Genomic DNA, 17,206 nt, shown 5'->3' with positions numbered 1-17,206 from the left:
AACGTGCAATAAAAAAGCCCCTCGATATCGAGAGGCCTCTTCAACAAAATACCGCAGTCTACGGCATCTAAAAACAATTACTGTACTTTCTTAAACACAGCGGTCGCGTTGTGACCACCAAATCCGAATGTATTACTCATGGCCACATGAATCGTTTTCGATACTTTTTTACCGATTACAATATTTAATCCTTGCGGCATCGTCGGATCGATTTGCGTCGTATTGATCGTTGGCGGAACTGTATTCTCATGCAAAGCCTTGATCGCGATAATCGCTTCTATTGCTCCCGCACCGCCGAGCAAATGTCCGGTTGCTGATTTGGTCGCACTGATGTGAAGCTTCGAAGCGTGATCACCAAAGAACTTCGACACCGCTTTCATCTCACTCTCGTCGCCCACCGGTGTAGACGTGGCGTGTGGATTGAGATAGTCAACATCCTCAGGCTTCAACTCCGCATCTTCTAATGCCCACTTCATCCCCAAGATAGCACCTGCCCCTTCAGGATGTGTCGCTGTCAAATGATAAGCATCAGCCGACATTCCACCACCTGCTACTTCGGCGTAAATCTTTGCACCACGACGCTTAGCATGTTCATACTCTTCAAGGATCAGCGATCCCGCGCCTTCACCCATTACAAATCCATCGCGGCCAATATCAAATGGTCGTGATGCCGTGGCTGGATCTTCATTGCGTGTAGACAATGCTTTGAGCGCACTGAATCCACCAATACCAGCTTCGTTAATCGCAGCCTCAGAACCACCGGCAACAATCACGTCTGCTTTACCCCAACGGATATAATTCATCGCATCAATCAACGCTGTAGTCGACGTCGCGCATGCCGACACCGTTGTAAAGTTCAATCCCATAAAACCATACTTGATCGAAATCCAGCCCGATGCAATGTCGACGATCACTTTCGGAATGAAATATGGATTGATACGGGGCGTACCGTCGCCTTTTGCAAATTCCATCACCTCTTGTTGAAAGGTCTGAAAGCCACCATTACCAGACCCCCAGATTACGCCGACACGCGTCTTATCTACTTTATCAAGATCAAGCGCAGAATCTTTCAACGCTTCTGCGGTCGTAATCATTGCATAATGTGTGAAAGGGTCCATTTTACGAATCTCCGCCTTCTCAAAATAATTAAGCGGATCGTAGCCTTTCAACTCGCACGCGAACTTTGTTTTAAACTTCGTCGTATCAAATCTTGTGATGGCCGCCGCACCACTTTTTCCTTCGATGAGGTTATTCCAAAAATCGGTTACAGTATTTCCCAGTGGCGTCAATGCCCCCAGCCCTGTTACCACTACTCTACGCGGTTGCTTCATATAAATTTTACTTATGTACTAATTTTATCGAGAACATCTTTACAATGTGCCACCACAATATCCATGGGCTCACGCGATCGCTCGACGCGCGAAAATATAACAGCGCCTTCGACTGCACAAAAAAAAGTGTACGCTAACGATCGCGCATCCACATCGCGTTTAAATTCTTTGGCTTTTATCCCCTTTGTTAAAAGACCAGCAATGAAATCGATCGTGTTGGTCAGCTCTTTAACCACCACACGCCGCATACCCTTGCGATGATCATCCGCTTCGATCGCCGTATTCAACAAGGGACATCCTCCTTTTATGGGCGGATCAAAAACGTAGCTTGCATAAAACCCAAGTAAGGCCACGAGCTGTTCTTTATTTGTAATCGCCGCATCCACTTTCGACCGGGCAAGCTCGCGAACTTTTTCCATGGAGAATTTAAACGCCTCGCTAGCAATTTCTTCCTTATCCCGAAAATTACCATAGATCGAACCCTTCGTTAACTTGGTAGCCTGCTCCATATCCGACAACGACGTCCCGTCAAACCCCTTCGTATTGAACAAAGGCGCCGTTTTTTCAATAATAAACTGCCGTGTACGCGCTGCTTTCATGCGGTGCAAAGATAACAAATTATTTTAATTTATACCGATCGGTATTTTTTAGTTTGGCTGCGAGCTGCGAGCTTCGAGAAGTTATCTGTTATCGGTTATCTGTTATCAGTACTGCTACTTTAGTGTCACCTGATAATTTATCGTCATGCTACTTTTACAACGCACGATCCAGGTGCACGTAGCCGCCGTCTACATAGATGAGTTGTCCTGTGGTGTGACTTGATCTTTCAGAGAGCAGAAATACGACCATGTTCGCGATCTCTTCGCTTGTGGTCATGCGTTTTTGAAAGGGTATCCTCGCGGTTATGGCTTTAAGCTTTTCTTCCGGATTTTCGAAAGTCTGTATCCACGATTCATACAACGGTGTGTAACACTCTGCGACGATAACGGCATTCACACGAATATTGTATTTTAGTAACTCGACAGCCCATTCTCTTGTCAATGCACTTCTTCCACCGTTAGACGCTGCGTAGGCAGACGTATTACCCTGTCCTGTATCGGCGGTCTTCGATCCAATGTTAACGATACTTCCTTTAGATTTTATCAATGCCGGAAGCGCATGATGTGCCATCAAATAATAATGAACCAAATTTCTATGCAGCGACGCCATAAACGCATCATATGATCCATGTTCCAAACCGACACCGTCGTTTACACCAGCGTTATTTACCAGTCCATCGATTCTTCCATACTGCTTCAATACGGAGGCAACGGCGCTTTCACATTCTTCTGGCTTCGACAACTCCGCCACGACTTGAAAAGCATCCGCTCCAACGTCGGAGAGAGCGGAAAGTATTTTTCTATTATCCGCTTCACTCCTACCCACAATCACAGGGATAGCACGTTCCTGCGCAAGGGCACGTACAATACCTTCGCCAATACCTTTGGCACCGCCTGTTACTATGATAACCTTATCGCGAAGTTGAAGATCCATGGCTTTGGGTTTGGTTAATCGTTAATCGTAAAAAGTTTAAAGTTTAAAGTTAATCGTGCAAGCCCTTCTAGAGCACATCATTGCGGGCGGGGCCCTTTAGGGAAGTGAAGGGTGAGCGTTGGCTTACACATTCGTTAATCGTTATTCAGTGTTGTTGACTCAAAACAATCTCCTTCAGCTATGGATTTGTCTTCCCCCGGCCCTTCATCAAGAGAACTCGATTTGCGGCCGGGCCCTTTAGGGAAGTGAAGGGTGAGCGTTGGCTTACACATTCGTTATTCGTTATTCAGTGTTGTTGACTCAAAACAATCTCCTTCAGCTATGGATTTGTGTTCTCCCTGGCCCCTCAAGGGAACTCGATTTAAGGGCGGGGCCCTTTAGGGAAGTGAAGGGTGAGCGTTGGCTTACACATTCGTTATTCGTTATTCTCTTTACTTATAGATTATAAAATCGAATGGCATTTTCGCTCATCACCATTTTCTGTTCGCGAGATGAAAGTCGTTCGATGTAATCTAAGATAATATCCAACTGCTTGTTGTACTCGGCAGCCAATAAACATACAGGCCAATCGGAGCCATACATCACGCGTGATGGGCCAAACATCTCAAACACCTCATCGAGATAGGGAAAGAATGTATCATGATCCCAATACTCGGGATCGGCTTCCGTTACAAGACCTGACAACTTACAGTGTACATTACTAAAAGTAGCTACTGCGGCCATGTCTAATTCCCAATGCGTTTTCTCGCCGGTCTTGATGGATGGTTTCGCCATATGATCAATCACAATCCGCACATGATGCACTTCCGGAAGGAACGCAAGTACTTCTGGTAATTGGTAATGATAGACGAGCAAGTCGTACGCGTAATCAAAGTCGGCAAGGCGTGCTACACCACGGATAAAATTTTCATCGCTGAGAAAACCATACTTCTCGCCTTGCACGATGTGTCTGAAACCCTTTAATTTTTCGAACGACTCATACGACTTCAACTGATCGTCCAAATCGTCGGCGCGCAAATCAATCCAGCCTACTACACCTTTGATAAAATCATTCTCTTGTGCAAGCGTCAACAGAAAATCTGTTTCCGTCAGTGATTGATCTGCTTGTACGGCCACGCATCCCTTCACATTATTTTTCTCCAACAAAGGCGCAAGATGTTCGGGTAGAAAATCTCTTCGTAGAACAGCCATATCATCAGTGATCCACTTATCACGCACGGGATTATATTTCCAAAAATGCTGATGTGTATCGATGATATCCAAAGGTGTGTACATATCCACAACAAATCACATTATGACCATGCAACTTGTTTCTGCGTACCCAATCCCTCGATGGCAAGTTCCATCACATCACCAGGCTTAATAAAGATCGGTGGATTAAATCCTAGTCCAACACCCGCAGGCGTTCCGGTTGAAATAACATCACCTGGCAGCAGGGTCATAAACTGGCTGATGTAACTCACCAGAAAAGGAACTTTAAATACCATGTTCGATGTATTGCCATCCTGAAAGACTTTTCCATTTACGGTTAGCACCAAGCGCAAATTGTGAACATCCTTAATTTCATCGGTTGTTACCAGATAAGGTCCCATCGGTGCAAACGTATCGCAGCTTTTTCCTTTCACCCATTGCCCCCCGCGCTCTAATTGAAATGCGCGCTCACTATAGTCGTTGTGAACACAATAGCCCGCTACATATTCCATTGCATCGTGCTCGCTAACGTAGCTTGCGGCTTTCCCAATCACTACACCAAGTTCTACTTCCCAATCAGTCTTGGTGCTGTTTCGTGGGATGATAAGTTTATCGTTTGGACCGCATAATGCCGATGTTGCTTTAAAGAATATAATCGGTTCTTCAGGCAATTTGGCGCCCGTTTCTTTCGCGTGATCAGAGTAATTTAATCCGACGCAGATGATCTTCGATGGTCTTGTAAACGGTGCCCCTATACGCACACCGGCATCGAGCTTGGGTAGGTTTGTATTCTTGCTCAGCCAATCAGCAAAGCGTTTCAATCCATTTGAGGCAAAAAATTGTTCTCCGAAATCTTCACCAAATGCTGACGCATCATAGTTGACATTGTTAATGCTAACGCCGGGTTTCTCCTGTCCCGGTTCTCCAAAACGAATAAGTTTCATATTTTAAAAATGACTATTAATTGATTTAATTATTTAATCGAATAAATCCACCGTCGACAGGATAATCACAGCCGGTTACAAACGATGCTTCATCAGCACATAGGTAAAGCGCCAACGCAGCAACTTCATCTGGTCGTCCCATCCGTCCAATGGGTTGTGTCTTCGAAAGTTTTGCAAACATCTCGTCTTCTTTTCCTGGGTAGTTTGCTTTTAGAAAACCATCGACAAAGGCAGTATGAACTCGCGCAGGCGAAATACAATTGCAGCGGATATTGTCTTGCAAGTAATCTTTGGCTACGGAAAGTGTCATTGTTAATACAGCACCTTTACTCATCGAGTATGCGAATCTATCCGGAATACCGACAGATGATGCAACGGAAGCAAGATTTAATATCACACCTCGACGTTTTTCTTTCATCCCGGGAATAACGGAGAACATCGTATTGTAAACGCCTTTGACATTTACGTGAAAGATTCGATCGAAATCGTCGGGACTTGTCTTCTCGATGTTGCCAACGTGCGCTATGCCGGCGCTGTTCACGAGTATGTCGATGGCGCCACGCTTTTCAATGATGGCGCCAACGGTTACTAGTACCTGCTGCTGATCGGCAACGTTGCACGACCACGCATATCCTTGGCCTCCCTCGGCAATAATTTTGTGAATGGTTTCTTCGGCGCCTTGAAGATTAAGTTCAACAACATGAACGGTGGCGCCTTGCGCTGCGAATAATTCCGCGATAGCACGACCTATACCACTACCTCCACCGGTAATGACTGCATTTTTTCCTTTGAGACTAAACATGGATTAAAGATACAGATGAATTAGTGACCATGATGCCCTGCGAGAAAAGCATCCCATTCGCCAGCCTGACCGCTCATATGGTCTTTGAGAAAAATAGAATACGATGGCTTATACGGTTTTTTGCGCAATGGCATATTGGCTTCTTCGGGAGAATATTCACCCTTCTTCGCATTACATCTTTTACACGCGGTAACCAGGTTATGCCAAGTATCCATCCCGCCACGCGCGCGCGGCGTAACGTGATCTATCGTGAGCTCTTTTTTAGTCCCACAATATTGGCATTCATGATTATCGCGTTTGAATATATTCTGCCGGGTAAGATTAACGCCCTTGTAAGGGGCGTTAACATATCGATTTAAGCGAATAACGGAAGGCATCGGGTAGCTGTGCGTAACAGAGTGTAACTTGTGGCCATTCGATGACCGCACCATCTCACTCTTGTTAAGGAACACCAAGATAAACGCACGCTCCACTGAGCAAACCATTAACGGACTATTGTCCTGATTCAGTACCAAGACCCTGCTGTTCATAATGAAATATAAGAAGTTGATTTTGAAGTAGCAAGGGGTGGGTTTTAGTTATCGGTTATCTGTGAACTGTGAACCGTGAACTGTGAACTATGAACCGTGAACTGTGAACCGTGAACCGTGAACTATGAACCGTGAACTATGAACTGTGAACCGTGAACTGAACGATAGTAAGATCTACCTAAGAACTACGACATGGTTAGAGCGGATCGAGCGTGGAGGAAAAGCGGAGGGAGAGTGGATAAAGAGCGGAGAAATCGGCAACTAAGACGATGGTAGTGCGATGCCAGGTATTCCATCAAAGCGCATCAATTTACGCATCAAACTGCTGGGCCGCAAACCAATTTCGATAGTTACGCTGGTCAGTGTCACTCATTGTCATTCCATTGCTGCAACTTGTGATGAGTATATAAACCAAAACCGTTATGGCAACAGTAACAGATACATCTTTAATGGAAGGACTTCGTGGCAAGTTTGGTAACAACATAGTGTTTAGAACCATGCGCGGAAAGACGTTTGCCAGTCCTTTGCGAAAACCAGTGAAGAACAGCAACCAGAGCGAAGCGCAGCGTAATACGCGTATTACATTTCGACAAGCTGCAGCCTGGGCTCGTTCAATCCTACTTGATCCTGAGAAAAAGGCATACTATAACCAGCGCGCTAAAGCACTGAAATTACCCAATGCCTATACCGCCGCGGTAACTGATTTTATGCGTAAGCCTACCGTAAATAAATCTGTTCACCGTAATACGGTTACATACATGGTAGAGAAGAAAGGCTTTACCATAGAGAATGTTGCAGTGCAAAGCGATGCGTCGGATCAGTTGTTACCTTCCGTTAAACTTCAAAGGCACAACCGCCTATGGTCTGTTCAATGTAACCACGAGAATCACACGAGGCCACTCCGATTCCTGCTAACCGATACTACAGGAAGAAAAGTTTTTTGGCATTCGGATCACTAACGGCAGACACTCAAGTTGCACGCTACCTTAACAAAAAAATAAATTCGAAGCGTTTTCGTTATACGGATACATTAAATATGTACTCTCCAAAGGTTACATTTACTCAGCCTGAGTATTTAATGCTTTAATTTTCATTTAAAACCGTTTTACGTATGACCCCAAAATCTATCCTTGGCAATGCCATTTGCCTATCATTGTCGCTATTTGCTATTGGTTGCTCCGAAGATGACACCAACAAAAAAGAAGTCATTACGACTGATTGTGTATTGACTACCGTTCATCGTGACTCCAAAACACCGAACGTAATCACCACGTTAACGCTGCGAGACGCTAACGGCGCAGACAAACTTCGTTATCTGGAAAAAGGTACCGACGCCGTAATCCAAGAGATCAAGTTCAAGTACAACAGCGCAGGACAACCTATCGAACGCAAAACATTTGGTCCAGATCAGAAGCTACTTTCAACGACAACCATTACCTATTGGGAAAATGGGAAGATCAAACAAGAGACAACACAGCAGCACGTCGACGACCTGCATAACAATACCAATAACAAACAGATCTCAAGCTTCGACGACAAAGGCAATATTACCGAATACAAAAATCTCAACGCTAACGACGAGATCATGAATCACCTCATCTACACCAATACATACGAAGGAAATCTCCTGACAAAATCCGTCCGCGACGACCAAAAGTTCACATTCGATGGCTATTCTGTCTATACCTATGACAATGGACTGAACACAACAATCGTTCAACGCAACACGAAAGATGAGCTCACGAATAAAATCGTAAAAGAATACGACGCCAGCAGTTACTTGATATCACTCAAAAATTATAGCGATGGCGTGACCTTAGGCGCATCGGAAATCTACGTGCGCAATGAGAACGGTGTTCTTCTCGAAACCCAGATGTTTACCGCGAGCACACTAGAGGTAGTGCACACATACGGATACAGTTGTGAATAATCTTGGGTGTTAGGTTATCGGTTATCAGTTATCTGTTAACTGTTAACCGTCATCTGTTAACCGTGATCTGTTAACTGTGATCTGTTAACTGTCATCTGTTAACCGTTATCGAAAATACGATAAATGGTAACTGGTAACCATCACCAATTGCTTCAGCGAAGGGACAAGAATGTCTTTGAGTAGAGCAACCGCCAGCATTTTACTCGGCAAACACTCTCCTGACTTCGGATAATGTATGTGTAATGCTTTTCGTGTCGGCTGCGAAAATACCTTCTTCAGTCAGCGCGTCGATACGAACACGGCCTGAGGCGTGTATAATTTTATTTTCGTTCAGTAGAATGCCTACATGATTGATCTTTCCGGCGGCATTCTTAAAAAAAGCTAAGTCTCCCGCATGCGCCTCAGCAAGACTTGCTACACTCCGTCCTTGTGTTACCTGCTGTGAAGAATCGCGCAGCAGCTTATAACCACAAATCTTGAATACCATTTGTACAAAACCGGAGCAATCTATTCCGAAAGGACTTTTTCCTCCCCAGAGATACGGCGCATTCAAATATTTGATGGCAATATTTTTAAGGTAATCGTATTCACGTTTTTGCCCAAGATTTTTCGCCTCGCCATTGAATGCGAATTGCTCTTCCATCTTAAAGAGTTCGGAGCTTGAGATCGGAATCATGCTCCCCATTAAAATGAGTAATGGGCTTTTATTATACAGCATACTCGACGTGAGGTCTGTCGTTATCTTGAATTCAGCACGATCGAGATAATGAAAATATTCTTCATTGATGGCGTGGTGCTGTTTGGCATCGATCCAACCTTCGTATTGATCGTATTGTATTCTGATGCGACACCATTTCCTTTCTTTATGCCACTCCAGAAGTTCATAGTGATCTCCAAACAGAAGTTGCGTGACTTGTTCCGCTCTATCTGAAGCTTCTCCGCGAACGGGTACAACACTCAGACGGCAAACACCAAATTCCAAATTCTCCATGCAGACCAATATTATTTAAGTTTTAAGCGATTTAATTCGCGCTTAGCATCTCGCTCGCGAATACTATCACGCTTATCGTGTAACTTCTTCCCGCGTGCCAATGCAATTTCCAATTTAGCTAACCCACGATCATTGATGAACAACCGTGTGGGTATCAACGTAAATCCTTTCTCTTCCGTCTTCGTTTCGAGTTTTTTAATCTCCGCCCGCTTCAGCAACAACTTGCGTTCGCGTGTAGCCACATGGTTGTAATGGGTGCCTTGCGCATAGGGCGTGATGTTTATTCCCTTCACAAAAAGTTCGTCGTTATTGAAATAGCAAAATCCGTCTTGTAGATTCACTTTGCCTTCGCGGATAGATTTGATTTCAGTTCCCGTCAATACCATGCCCGCGATATACTTATCCAGCAGTTCGTACTCAAATCCTGCTTGACGATTTCTGATGTTAATATCGTTTGAAAATCTTGATTTCATTTTTTCTATTCTAATCTACGATCCAACAGCACCGAAGAGCTGTTTTATCTTTTCCTTCTTTAATATTTTTTGTCCCGTCTTGCCTTCAGCTATCAAGCGCGTGGCGACATAGGCATGAAAGGTACAAATCAATTCATGTCCTTGCAGCGTTTCGACAGTAGCCGTGAATATAATTTCATCTCCTACAAAAGCAGGGCCTTTATGATTTATGGTTAAAAATGTACCGATGCCTTCTTCGTCATCATCGCGCATGTCAAGCACAAATAGTCTGCTGCTCCATTCAATTTCTCTAGCCAAGGCAAACGTAGCACATACAGGATGCACGATATCTCCACGAAAAGCAGCAACGTCATCGGCCGTAACACGATAGCGATACACTTTTTGATCTCCTACATTGACATTTGCTTTCATGGTTTAAGAAATACCGATTGGCATTCTCGCCAATGGCGTGACATCGAGCGAGCAAAAATCATTTTTCAAATACTTATAATGTGCTGCCATGGCAATCATTCCGGCGTTATCGGTACAATATTCAAAAGCAGGAATAAAAATATCCCACCCCTGCTTCTCTCCTAACGCAACGAGACTGGTCCGTAAGCCAGAGTTTGCCGACACGCCTCCTGCAATGGCGATTTGCTTAATGCCGGTCTGCTTCACAGCCTGCTGTACCCGTGTTAACAACATTTTCACCAAATGGTGCTGAATACTGGCACATATATCATTCATATTCTCCTCCACGAAGGCGGGGTTCTTTATCTTTTCGTCTCTGATGAAGTAGAGAAAAGCAGTTTTGATGCCGCTGAAAGAAAAATCGAGTCCGGGCATGGCACTATCGGGAAAGGAAAAAGCTTTTGGATTTCCCTGTTTGGCGTAGTGATCGATGAGAGGCCCGCCGGGGTAAGGAAGTCCGATAATCTTCGCAGCCTTGTCGAAGGCTTCACCCACCGCGTCATCATGCGTTTCGCCGATTACTTCCATATCCAAAAAATCCTTCACCAGCACAATTTGCGTATGTCCACCGCTTACGGTTAGACATAGGAAAGGGAACCGTGGTTTCGGATCGTCGATGAAATGCGCCAGGACGTGGGCTTGCATGTGGTTTACTTCGATAAGTGGAACGTTGAGTCCTAACGACAGTCCTTTTGCAAACGAAACACCTACTAACAAAGAGCCGATTAAGCCAGGTCCACGGGTGAACGCGACGGCATCCAAATCTGTTAATTTCTTGCCCGACTTTTGCATGGCTTCGTCGACGACCCAGACAATGCTTTGTTGATGGGCACGAGATGCCAACTCAGGAACCACACCGCCGTATTTTTGGTGCACTGCCTGTGAGGCGATAATATTATTAAGTACCTTGCCGTTGCTTATGACGGAGGCAGACGTTTCATCGCACGAAGACTCAATGGCAAGGATAACGGGACGCATAGGTTGACAAATGAATCGGCAAGTTATCAAAAATAGAATTCGAAAAGCATTTGCCTACACCGTTACGGGGCTACTGTTTCTAATTATATCTGCTTTTCTCATCCTGCAGATGCCCCCCGTCCAGAGTTATCTTATCAACCATTACCTAAAAGACTTCACAAAAGCTGTAGGATTTCCAACTTCTGTGGAAAGTTTCAGCATGCTTTGGTTCGACCGACTGGAACTTGACGGCGTCAAAATCATGGACCCCGAAGGCAACCCCATGATCCGCGCCGACAATATCCTTATCAATTTCAAGATTTCTAACCTTTTTGAAGAGTCCGACATCAACATCGACGGTATTTTTGTAGACAGCGCACACGTTTACCTCACCAATATCCAGGAAGACGACACCAGCAGAAACCTTAATATCAACGTACTCATCAACCGCATAAACAGCAATTTTGGCGGTAGCGGCGGCGGCGGCAAATCGCCACGGATAAACATTGGTGAGGCGTTCGTCAACCAAAGCCAGTTCTCGTACGTCAACCAAGACCAGGATTCTATCAAGTCAGGCTTTGACTACCATCATTTTTCACTGGCTGTTGATGAAGGCCAACTCAAAAGCTTCGTTGTGTTGGGCGACACGGTTGAGTTCAACGTAAAAACACTCATCGCTGAAGACCAGAAAACGAAGTTTGGGATAAAGCAGCTGTCGACCTTTTTCCGGATCTCGCAAACCGGAATGGAATTTACCGGCCTTAATCTGCAAGCCGGCGAAAGTACCATCACCGACACCGTCATTTTTCAATATAAAAGGCAACTGGATCTCAACCACTTTGTAAGTAAAGTGAAAATTCACGCACATCTCAAGAACACGCTAATCAATCCAAAAGATCTCGCGCTCTTTGCCCCTGGTGTTGAACGCATCCAAAAGCCGATGCGACTCACGGGAACATTCAACGGACGAGTAGACAAGTTCAAGTTCACCAAAATGGATTTGAGCATCGGCAACACAACGCTTATGGGAGCACTCGACATGGATGGGCTTCCGAATATCAATGAAACCTTCATCAACTTAAATGTAAAAGACTCACGCCTCGACCCACGCGACTTATCATTTATTCTCAATGAAACAGTCATCAGCAGACTTCAGCCTATGGGTATCGTCAGTATGAGCGGTCAATTCCTCGGATACCCCTCCGACTTTGTCGCCAATGGAAGTTTCCAAGGAAAGCTCGGTAACATCCGATCCGACATAAACTTCAAGGTAAATGAAGAGAACTTTGATCGTTCAGAATATAGCGGTCGCCTTACGCTCTCTAACTTCGACCTGGGTGCCTATTTGAATGACACAGTCTATTTCCAAAAGGTTAATCTCAACGGTAGGGTTAGCGGTTCTGGACTTACACAAAACACTGCAGATTTTCAATTGACAGGTAATGTAAACTCGATTGGTATCTACCGATACAATTACACCAACATTGTTACCGATGCACGCTTTGCTTCTGGGCTCTTCCGGGGAATGGTTGAAATTGATGATCCTAATTTGCAACTCAAAGCGAGAGGCTCCATCGACTTGCGTGAAGGCAGAAATCAAATCCGTGTGATCGGACAAGTAGACACCGTTTATCTTCATGAACTTAACCTTTCACGTGAGCCGCTGTTTATCCACGCGCATGTGAATGCCGACATTTCAGGCTTATCGTTGGATTCATTGCAAGGTGTTGCCAACGTGAATGACCTAAAAGTAAACTATGCTGATCAATGGCTTTCGCTTGATCACATACATGTTAATGCTTTACGTGACAAAGAAAATCGATCCATCCAAATTGAATCGTCGCTGGTAGACTTATTGGTGAACGGGAACTTTTACTATTCAGATTTATCACGCGACCTCAGAATACTATCGCATGAAGTCGCATTGAACATTCGCAACGATAAAAAAGAAATTGAAAATTACTACCAAAACAAAACATACGTTCCCAAGTCATACGCCGCGACCATCAATTTACAACTCAAAGACATTGCTCCCGTATCGGAACTTTTGAATATTGATTTCGACATCTCAAAAAATACCCATATTGAAGGACGATTCACCAGTGGTCGCACCACAATCTTTAACGCCTATACAACATTTGATTCCCTGGTTTACAATGGAATGTCATTTGCTAAAAATGAAGCAGACATCACGGTTTCAAAAATCACCGATAGCACCAGTGTATTGGCGATGGCTACGGTGACATCGACGAATCAATACATCAACAAAAACTTAAGCACAGAAAATCTTTTAGCAGAAGCAATTTGGAATCAAAGTCACATCGACTTCGGCATCGACGCTAACCAAGTAAATAAAACTAATCAAGTGCGGCTCAAAGGTGCCGTTGATTTTATGCGCGACTCTACATTGGTATCAATGGCACCGTCGTCGCTCAAGCTACTGGAGCGCGACTGGACGTTTGCGCCTGGAAATTTCGTATCCATTCAACGCGATCAATGGTATTTTAATAACCTCACACTGACCAATGCCGATCAGTCCATCAGTGCACATGGAAAAATGTCACTTGATCCGCATGAGAAGTTAACGCTTACCGTAGACAAGCTAGACCTGTCGATCTTGAACGTGTTATCATCAAACAAATTCAAAGGCGTAGTTGATGCACGTGTCGACGTTAATGATCTCTATCGTGAACCGTCCATGCAAAACGACATCAACATCCATGGGCTAACCATGAATGATTTTCTCATCGGTGATATTCAAGGCAGAAATGTTTGGGACACCATAGCCCACAAGTTTACCGTCAACCTTTTCGTAGACCGTGAAGAGAAACGTATTATCAACCTCACGGGAGATTATACGCCTTCAATCAAAACAGATCCCGTGAACATGGTTGCAAAACTAGACAAAGCAGAACTGAAGATATTGGAACCGTTCTTAAAAGGGATTGTCAGTCATATAAACGGAACGGTGTCTGGAGATTTTGACATCAAGGGAACACTGTCTCATCCAATGATCAATGGTGAAGGGCTTATTGGCAATGACGGCATGCTCATGGTCGACTACCTTCGAACGATGTATCGCGTAAAAGGAATTATCGGATTGACACCGACATCAATCTATTTTAAGGACCTTGATTTAACCGACGTTTATCGCAACAAAGGAACCTTCAAAGGCACCATATCGCACGACAACTTTTACAGTATGTTTGTGAACCTGGATGCTACGTTCAACAATTTTCAGGTACTGAACACAACTGTCAAAGACAACAACCTCTTTTACGGACAGGCGTATAGCACGGGAGAAGTAAATTTTTATGGGCCAGTAAATAACCTTAAAATCACAAGCACGGCGAAAACAGAAAAGAATACACGCGTCTACATTCCCATTGGCGGAACTTCATCGGTAGACAAAAAAGATTTCATCACTTTCATCGATTTTAAAGACACACTATCAACAGCGAAACTAAGACCTGGCCAAAGTAACAAGGTCGATCTCTCTGGCATCACATTCGACCTCAATTTGGATGTAACACCTGATGCTTATGGTGAAATCATCTTCGACCAAAAAGCGGGTGATATCATTCGTGGTCGTGGTAATGGTGAACTTAAACTTCAGTTAGACACCAAAGGAGAATTCAATATGTTTGGGCCTTTCGAATTTACGGAGGGTTTTTACAACTTCACACTCTATAACGTAATTAACAAACAGTTCGTCATTAAGCGGGGAAGTCAAATTGCTTGGTACGGCGACCCGTACTTGGGTATTTTGAACATCAATGCATCGTACAAGGAACAAGCTAGTTTGGCGCCGCTGATCCTGGATGATAAAGCAAGGGCGTTGGCACAGGTGCGAAAAAAATATCCTGTTGAAGTATTGCTTCGCCTCGAGGGGCAAATGCAATCACCATCCTTTACATTCGATATCGTTGCACCGAATCTGCCGCAGAACATTGCAAACACGGAAGGCAACCCTGTGAACCTTAACCTTGCATTTACGGTATTTAAAAACAAACTCGATGAGCAAGAACTCTATCGACAAGTTTTTTCATTGATCGTACTACAGAAGTTTTCTCCGCCCGATGCTTTCGACGCTAGTGGTTCTGTGAGTAATAGCGTGAGCGAATTGCTCTCGAATCAGCTTAGTCACTGGATAAGTCAAGTGGATGAAAATCTAGAAGTAGATCTTGATCTTGGATCCTTTGATGAAAACGCGTTCAATACATTCCAGCTTCGGTTGTCGTATCCATTCGGAAGATTTAGGGTGACTGCCGATGGTACCTTTAACAACACCACCAGCACACCCACCAACAACGCAAATCCACAACGAAGTCCATCGAGTGTTGCGGGGGATATCACCATCGAGTACATGCTCACGCCTGACGGAAAGCTACGCGCGAAGATGTATAGTCGCGCGAATCAAAATTCAGTATTGAGTTCTGTGAACAATCAATCGACGATCACGACTGGAGCCAGCCTAACGCATACACAAAGCTTTAACGAGTTGAAGGACCTTTGGAAGCGCAGCCGAGAGAAGAAGCTAAAAGCAGAAGAAAAGAAAGCGCTGGAAGACGCGTCGGAAGAAAAACCTGCGGAAGAACAGAACCCAGGTGCGAACAAGGATGCAAAAAAGGAAGATGACGATGGCGGCAGCGAGTAAGTCTTTCATACTTTCCTTAATACTCTTTTCATCGTTTGCACTTACTGCGCAGCCTGTCGATACGGCATCCCATGTGAACAAGAAACGCCTCAAGCGACTTGTTTGGACATCGTCTGCTGCTTATGGCGTTACGCTCGTGGGACTTCACCAGTTGTGGTACAAGAACGCTGAACAACAATCGTTTCAATTCTTCAACGATAACCCTGAGTGGAAACAGGTAGACAAGCTTGGTCATTTTTTTTCAACATTCTATTTTAGTTACGGCACCGCGAAGGCATTGAAGTGGTGCAATGTGCCTGATAGAAAAGCAGACCTTGCAGGTGCGCTTACGGGTTTTACAGTTATGATACCCATTGAAATCATGGATGGATTTTCTGACGCTTATGGCGCATCGACGGGCGACCTGTTGGCGAATGCTTCCGGATCGTTGTTGTATTTTGGGCAATCGCGTTTATGGAATGAGATCAGAATTTATCCGAAATATTCTTTTCGGCCTACGGATTTCGCCAGAGAGCGTCCGAATGTTTTAGGTGATGGATTTTTTAGTGAAGCCTTAAAAGACTATAACGGGCAAACCTATTGGCTATCCATTGATGTGGACAAGTTTACAAAATTTCCGAAGTGGCTCAATATCGCTGTAGGCTATGGGGCGGAAGGAATGGTATACGCGCGCGATCAGCAAAACATCGAGCAAGGGTTTGGTGATCCATATCGCCAATATTATTTAGGTATTGACTTCGACCTCACGGCGATCCATACCCGATCGAAATTTTTAAAGACCGTATTGTTTCTCGTAAACATGTTAAAACTTCCATCCCCTGCTGTCGAGTACTCAAAAGGTAATTTTCGTTTTCGCCCGTTGGCATTCTGATTTTTTTAAGCTAACGTTTTGCGTAATTTCCCGCCCAATTTTTATAACTTGAATATGCCTAACAAATTAAAGGACCCTATGAGCATCATGAAACATATTCAGCAGTACGCTGATCAAATTGGTGGTCAGTTTACAGACTACGACCATACGCGTTCTGTAGTGGTGGTTCCAATCAATGGAAGCCGCTTTCAAACGGTTCTCGCCAGCACGCAAAAGAGTCCAGTCTCTGGACGTGACCAAGCGATCTTCTCTTCAAAAGTTTGTGAATTTAAAGATGGTCTTGATCTTAAAAATCTTCTCGAACAAAATGCTCACTTCGACTATAGCAAGTTTGTACTCGAAGACGGCTATCTAAAAGTTGAAGCATCATGCTTGGCCAATTCTGTATCGGAAGATCAAGTAAAAGAAATGATCCAAGAAGTAGCCCAGCTCGCTGATCATTACGAAGACAAACTTACCGGGAAAGATATTCATTAGGAGTGTTGACGTGTTGGGGTTAATACAAGTGTTCGAGTGTTCAAGTGTTCGAGTGTTCAAGTGTTCGAG

The 17,206-nt window shown here is 44.4% G+C and carries 16 protein-coding genes; 5 read left to right on the top strand and 11 right to left on the bottom strand.

Translation table 11 applies throughout. The features are described 5' to 3' along the window. Positions 1-77 precede the first annotated feature (77 nt). The 7 genes from fabF to DQQ10_RS20085 all read right to left on the bottom strand — a co-directional run bounded on the left by fabF (position 78) and on the right by DQQ10_RS20085 (position 6,331). Positions 78-1,331: a beta-ketoacyl-ACP synthase II gene (gene fabF, locus DQQ10_RS20115; protein ID WP_112748723.1), complete on the bottom strand. Its 1,254-nt coding sequence runs from the start codon at positions 1,329-1,331 to the stop codon at positions 78-80. A gap of 11 nt (positions 1,332-1,342) precedes the next feature. Then, the gene (locus tag DQQ10_RS20110; protein ID WP_112748722.1) at positions 1,343-1,930 is read right to left on the bottom strand and encodes a TetR/AcrR family transcriptional regulator; all 588 of its coding nucleotides are present in this window, start codon (positions 1,928-1,930) and stop codon (positions 1,343-1,345) included. A gap of 154 nt (positions 1,931-2,084) precedes the next feature. Beyond that, on the bottom strand, positions 2,085-2,864 hold the full coding sequence (locus tag DQQ10_RS20105; protein ID WP_112748721.1) for an L-fucose dehydrogenase: 780 nt from the start codon (positions 2,862-2,864) through the stop codon (positions 2,085-2,087). A gap of 435 nt (positions 2,865-3,299) precedes the next feature. After that, complete coding sequence (locus tag DQQ10_RS20100) at positions 3,300-4,139, bottom strand: amidohydrolase family protein (RefSeq protein ID WP_112748720.1); 840 nt, start codon at positions 4,137-4,139, stop codon at positions 3,300-3,302. A gap of 17 nt (positions 4,140-4,156) precedes the next feature. Then, positions 4,157-4,999, bottom strand: a complete 843-nt coding sequence (locus tag DQQ10_RS20095; RefSeq protein WP_112748719.1) for a fumarylacetoacetate hydrolase family protein — start codon at positions 4,997-4,999, stop codon at positions 4,157-4,159. Positions 5,000-5,024: 25 nt separating this feature from the next. Beyond that, positions 5,025-5,801 carry an SDR family NAD(P)-dependent oxidoreductase gene (locus DQQ10_RS20090; RefSeq protein WP_112748718.1) on the bottom strand — a complete coding sequence of 259 codons (777 nt, stop codon included), beginning with the start codon at positions 5,799-5,801 and terminating at the stop codon, positions 5,025-5,027. A gap of 20 nt (positions 5,802-5,821) precedes the next feature. Then, positions 5,822-6,331: an HNH endonuclease gene (locus DQQ10_RS20085; RefSeq protein ID WP_112748717.1), complete on the bottom strand. Its 510-nt coding sequence runs from the start codon at positions 6,329-6,331 to the stop codon at positions 5,822-5,824. A 422-nt stretch (positions 6,332-6,753) separates the two neighbouring features. Between DQQ10_RS20085 and DQQ10_RS20080 the strand changes: the two genes are divergently transcribed. Both DQQ10_RS20080 and DQQ10_RS20075 read left to right on the top strand, forming a co-directional pair. Then, positions 6,754-7,290, top strand: coding sequence for a hypothetical protein (locus DQQ10_RS20080; protein WP_112748716.1), 537 nt, complete (start codon positions 6,754-6,756; stop codon positions 7,288-7,290). Positions 7,291-7,442: 152 nt separating this feature from the next. After that, positions 7,443-8,261, top strand: a complete 819-nt coding sequence (locus tag DQQ10_RS20075; protein ID WP_112748715.1) for a hypothetical protein — start codon at positions 7,443-7,445, stop codon at positions 8,259-8,261. A gap of 199 nt (positions 8,262-8,460) precedes the next feature. Here the strand turns inward: DQQ10_RS20075 and DQQ10_RS20070 are convergent, their stop codons facing one another. The 4 genes from DQQ10_RS20070 to tsaD are packed head-to-tail and all read right to left on the bottom strand — an operon-like array spanning position 8,461 to position 11,153. Next, positions 8,461-9,252 (bottom strand): C40 family peptidase, encoded by a 792-nt coding sequence (locus tag DQQ10_RS20070; RefSeq protein ID WP_112748714.1) that lies wholly within the window; start codon positions 9,250-9,252, stop codon positions 8,461-8,463. 11 nt (positions 9,253-9,263) lie between these two features. After that, positions 9,264-9,725, bottom strand: coding sequence for an SsrA-binding protein SmpB (gene smpB, locus DQQ10_RS20065; RefSeq protein ID WP_112748713.1), 462 nt, complete (start codon positions 9,723-9,725; stop codon positions 9,264-9,266). Positions 9,726-9,740: 15 nt separating this feature from the next. Then, positions 9,741-10,136: a thioesterase family protein gene (locus tag DQQ10_RS20060; protein WP_112748712.1), complete on the bottom strand. Its 396-nt coding sequence runs from the start codon at positions 10,134-10,136 to the stop codon at positions 9,741-9,743. A 3-nt stretch (positions 10,137-10,139) separates the two neighbouring features. Next, entirely contained in the window at positions 10,140-11,153 is a 1,014-nt protein-coding gene (gene tsaD, locus DQQ10_RS20055; RefSeq protein WP_112748711.1) for a tRNA (adenosine(37)-N6)-threonylcarbamoyltransferase complex transferase subunit TsaD, read from the bottom strand. A gap of 10 nt (positions 11,154-11,163) precedes the next feature. Between tsaD and DQQ10_RS20050 the strand changes: the two genes are divergently transcribed. From DQQ10_RS20050 to DQQ10_RS20040, 3 genes are all read left to right on the top strand, one after another. Then, positions 11,164-15,789, top strand: coding sequence for a translocation/assembly module TamB domain-containing protein (locus DQQ10_RS20050; protein WP_112748710.1), 4,626 nt, complete (start codon positions 11,164-11,166; stop codon positions 15,787-15,789). Beyond that, entirely contained in the window at positions 15,752-16,660 is a 909-nt protein-coding gene (locus tag DQQ10_RS20045; RefSeq protein WP_245970479.1) for a DUF2279 domain-containing protein, read from the top strand. The genes DQQ10_RS20050 and DQQ10_RS20045 overlap by 38 nt, the downstream gene beginning before the upstream one ends. 78 nt (positions 16,661-16,738) lie before the next feature. Then, positions 16,739-17,137, top strand: a complete 399-nt coding sequence (locus tag DQQ10_RS20040; RefSeq protein WP_112748708.1) for a T3SS (YopN, CesT) and YbjN peptide-binding chaperone 1 — start codon at positions 16,739-16,741, stop codon at positions 17,135-17,137. Positions 17,138-17,206: the final 69 nt, after the last annotated feature.

The sequence above is a fragment of the Pseudochryseolinea flava genome, assembly GCF_003286915.1.
In the GTDB taxonomy this organism is placed as follows: domain Bacteria; phylum Bacteroidota; class Bacteroidia; order Cytophagales; family Cyclobacteriaceae; genus Ohtaekwangia; species Ohtaekwangia flava.
The sequence above is the reverse complement of the archived record's forward strand: the minus strand, read 5'-3'. Positions and strand labels throughout refer to the sequence as shown.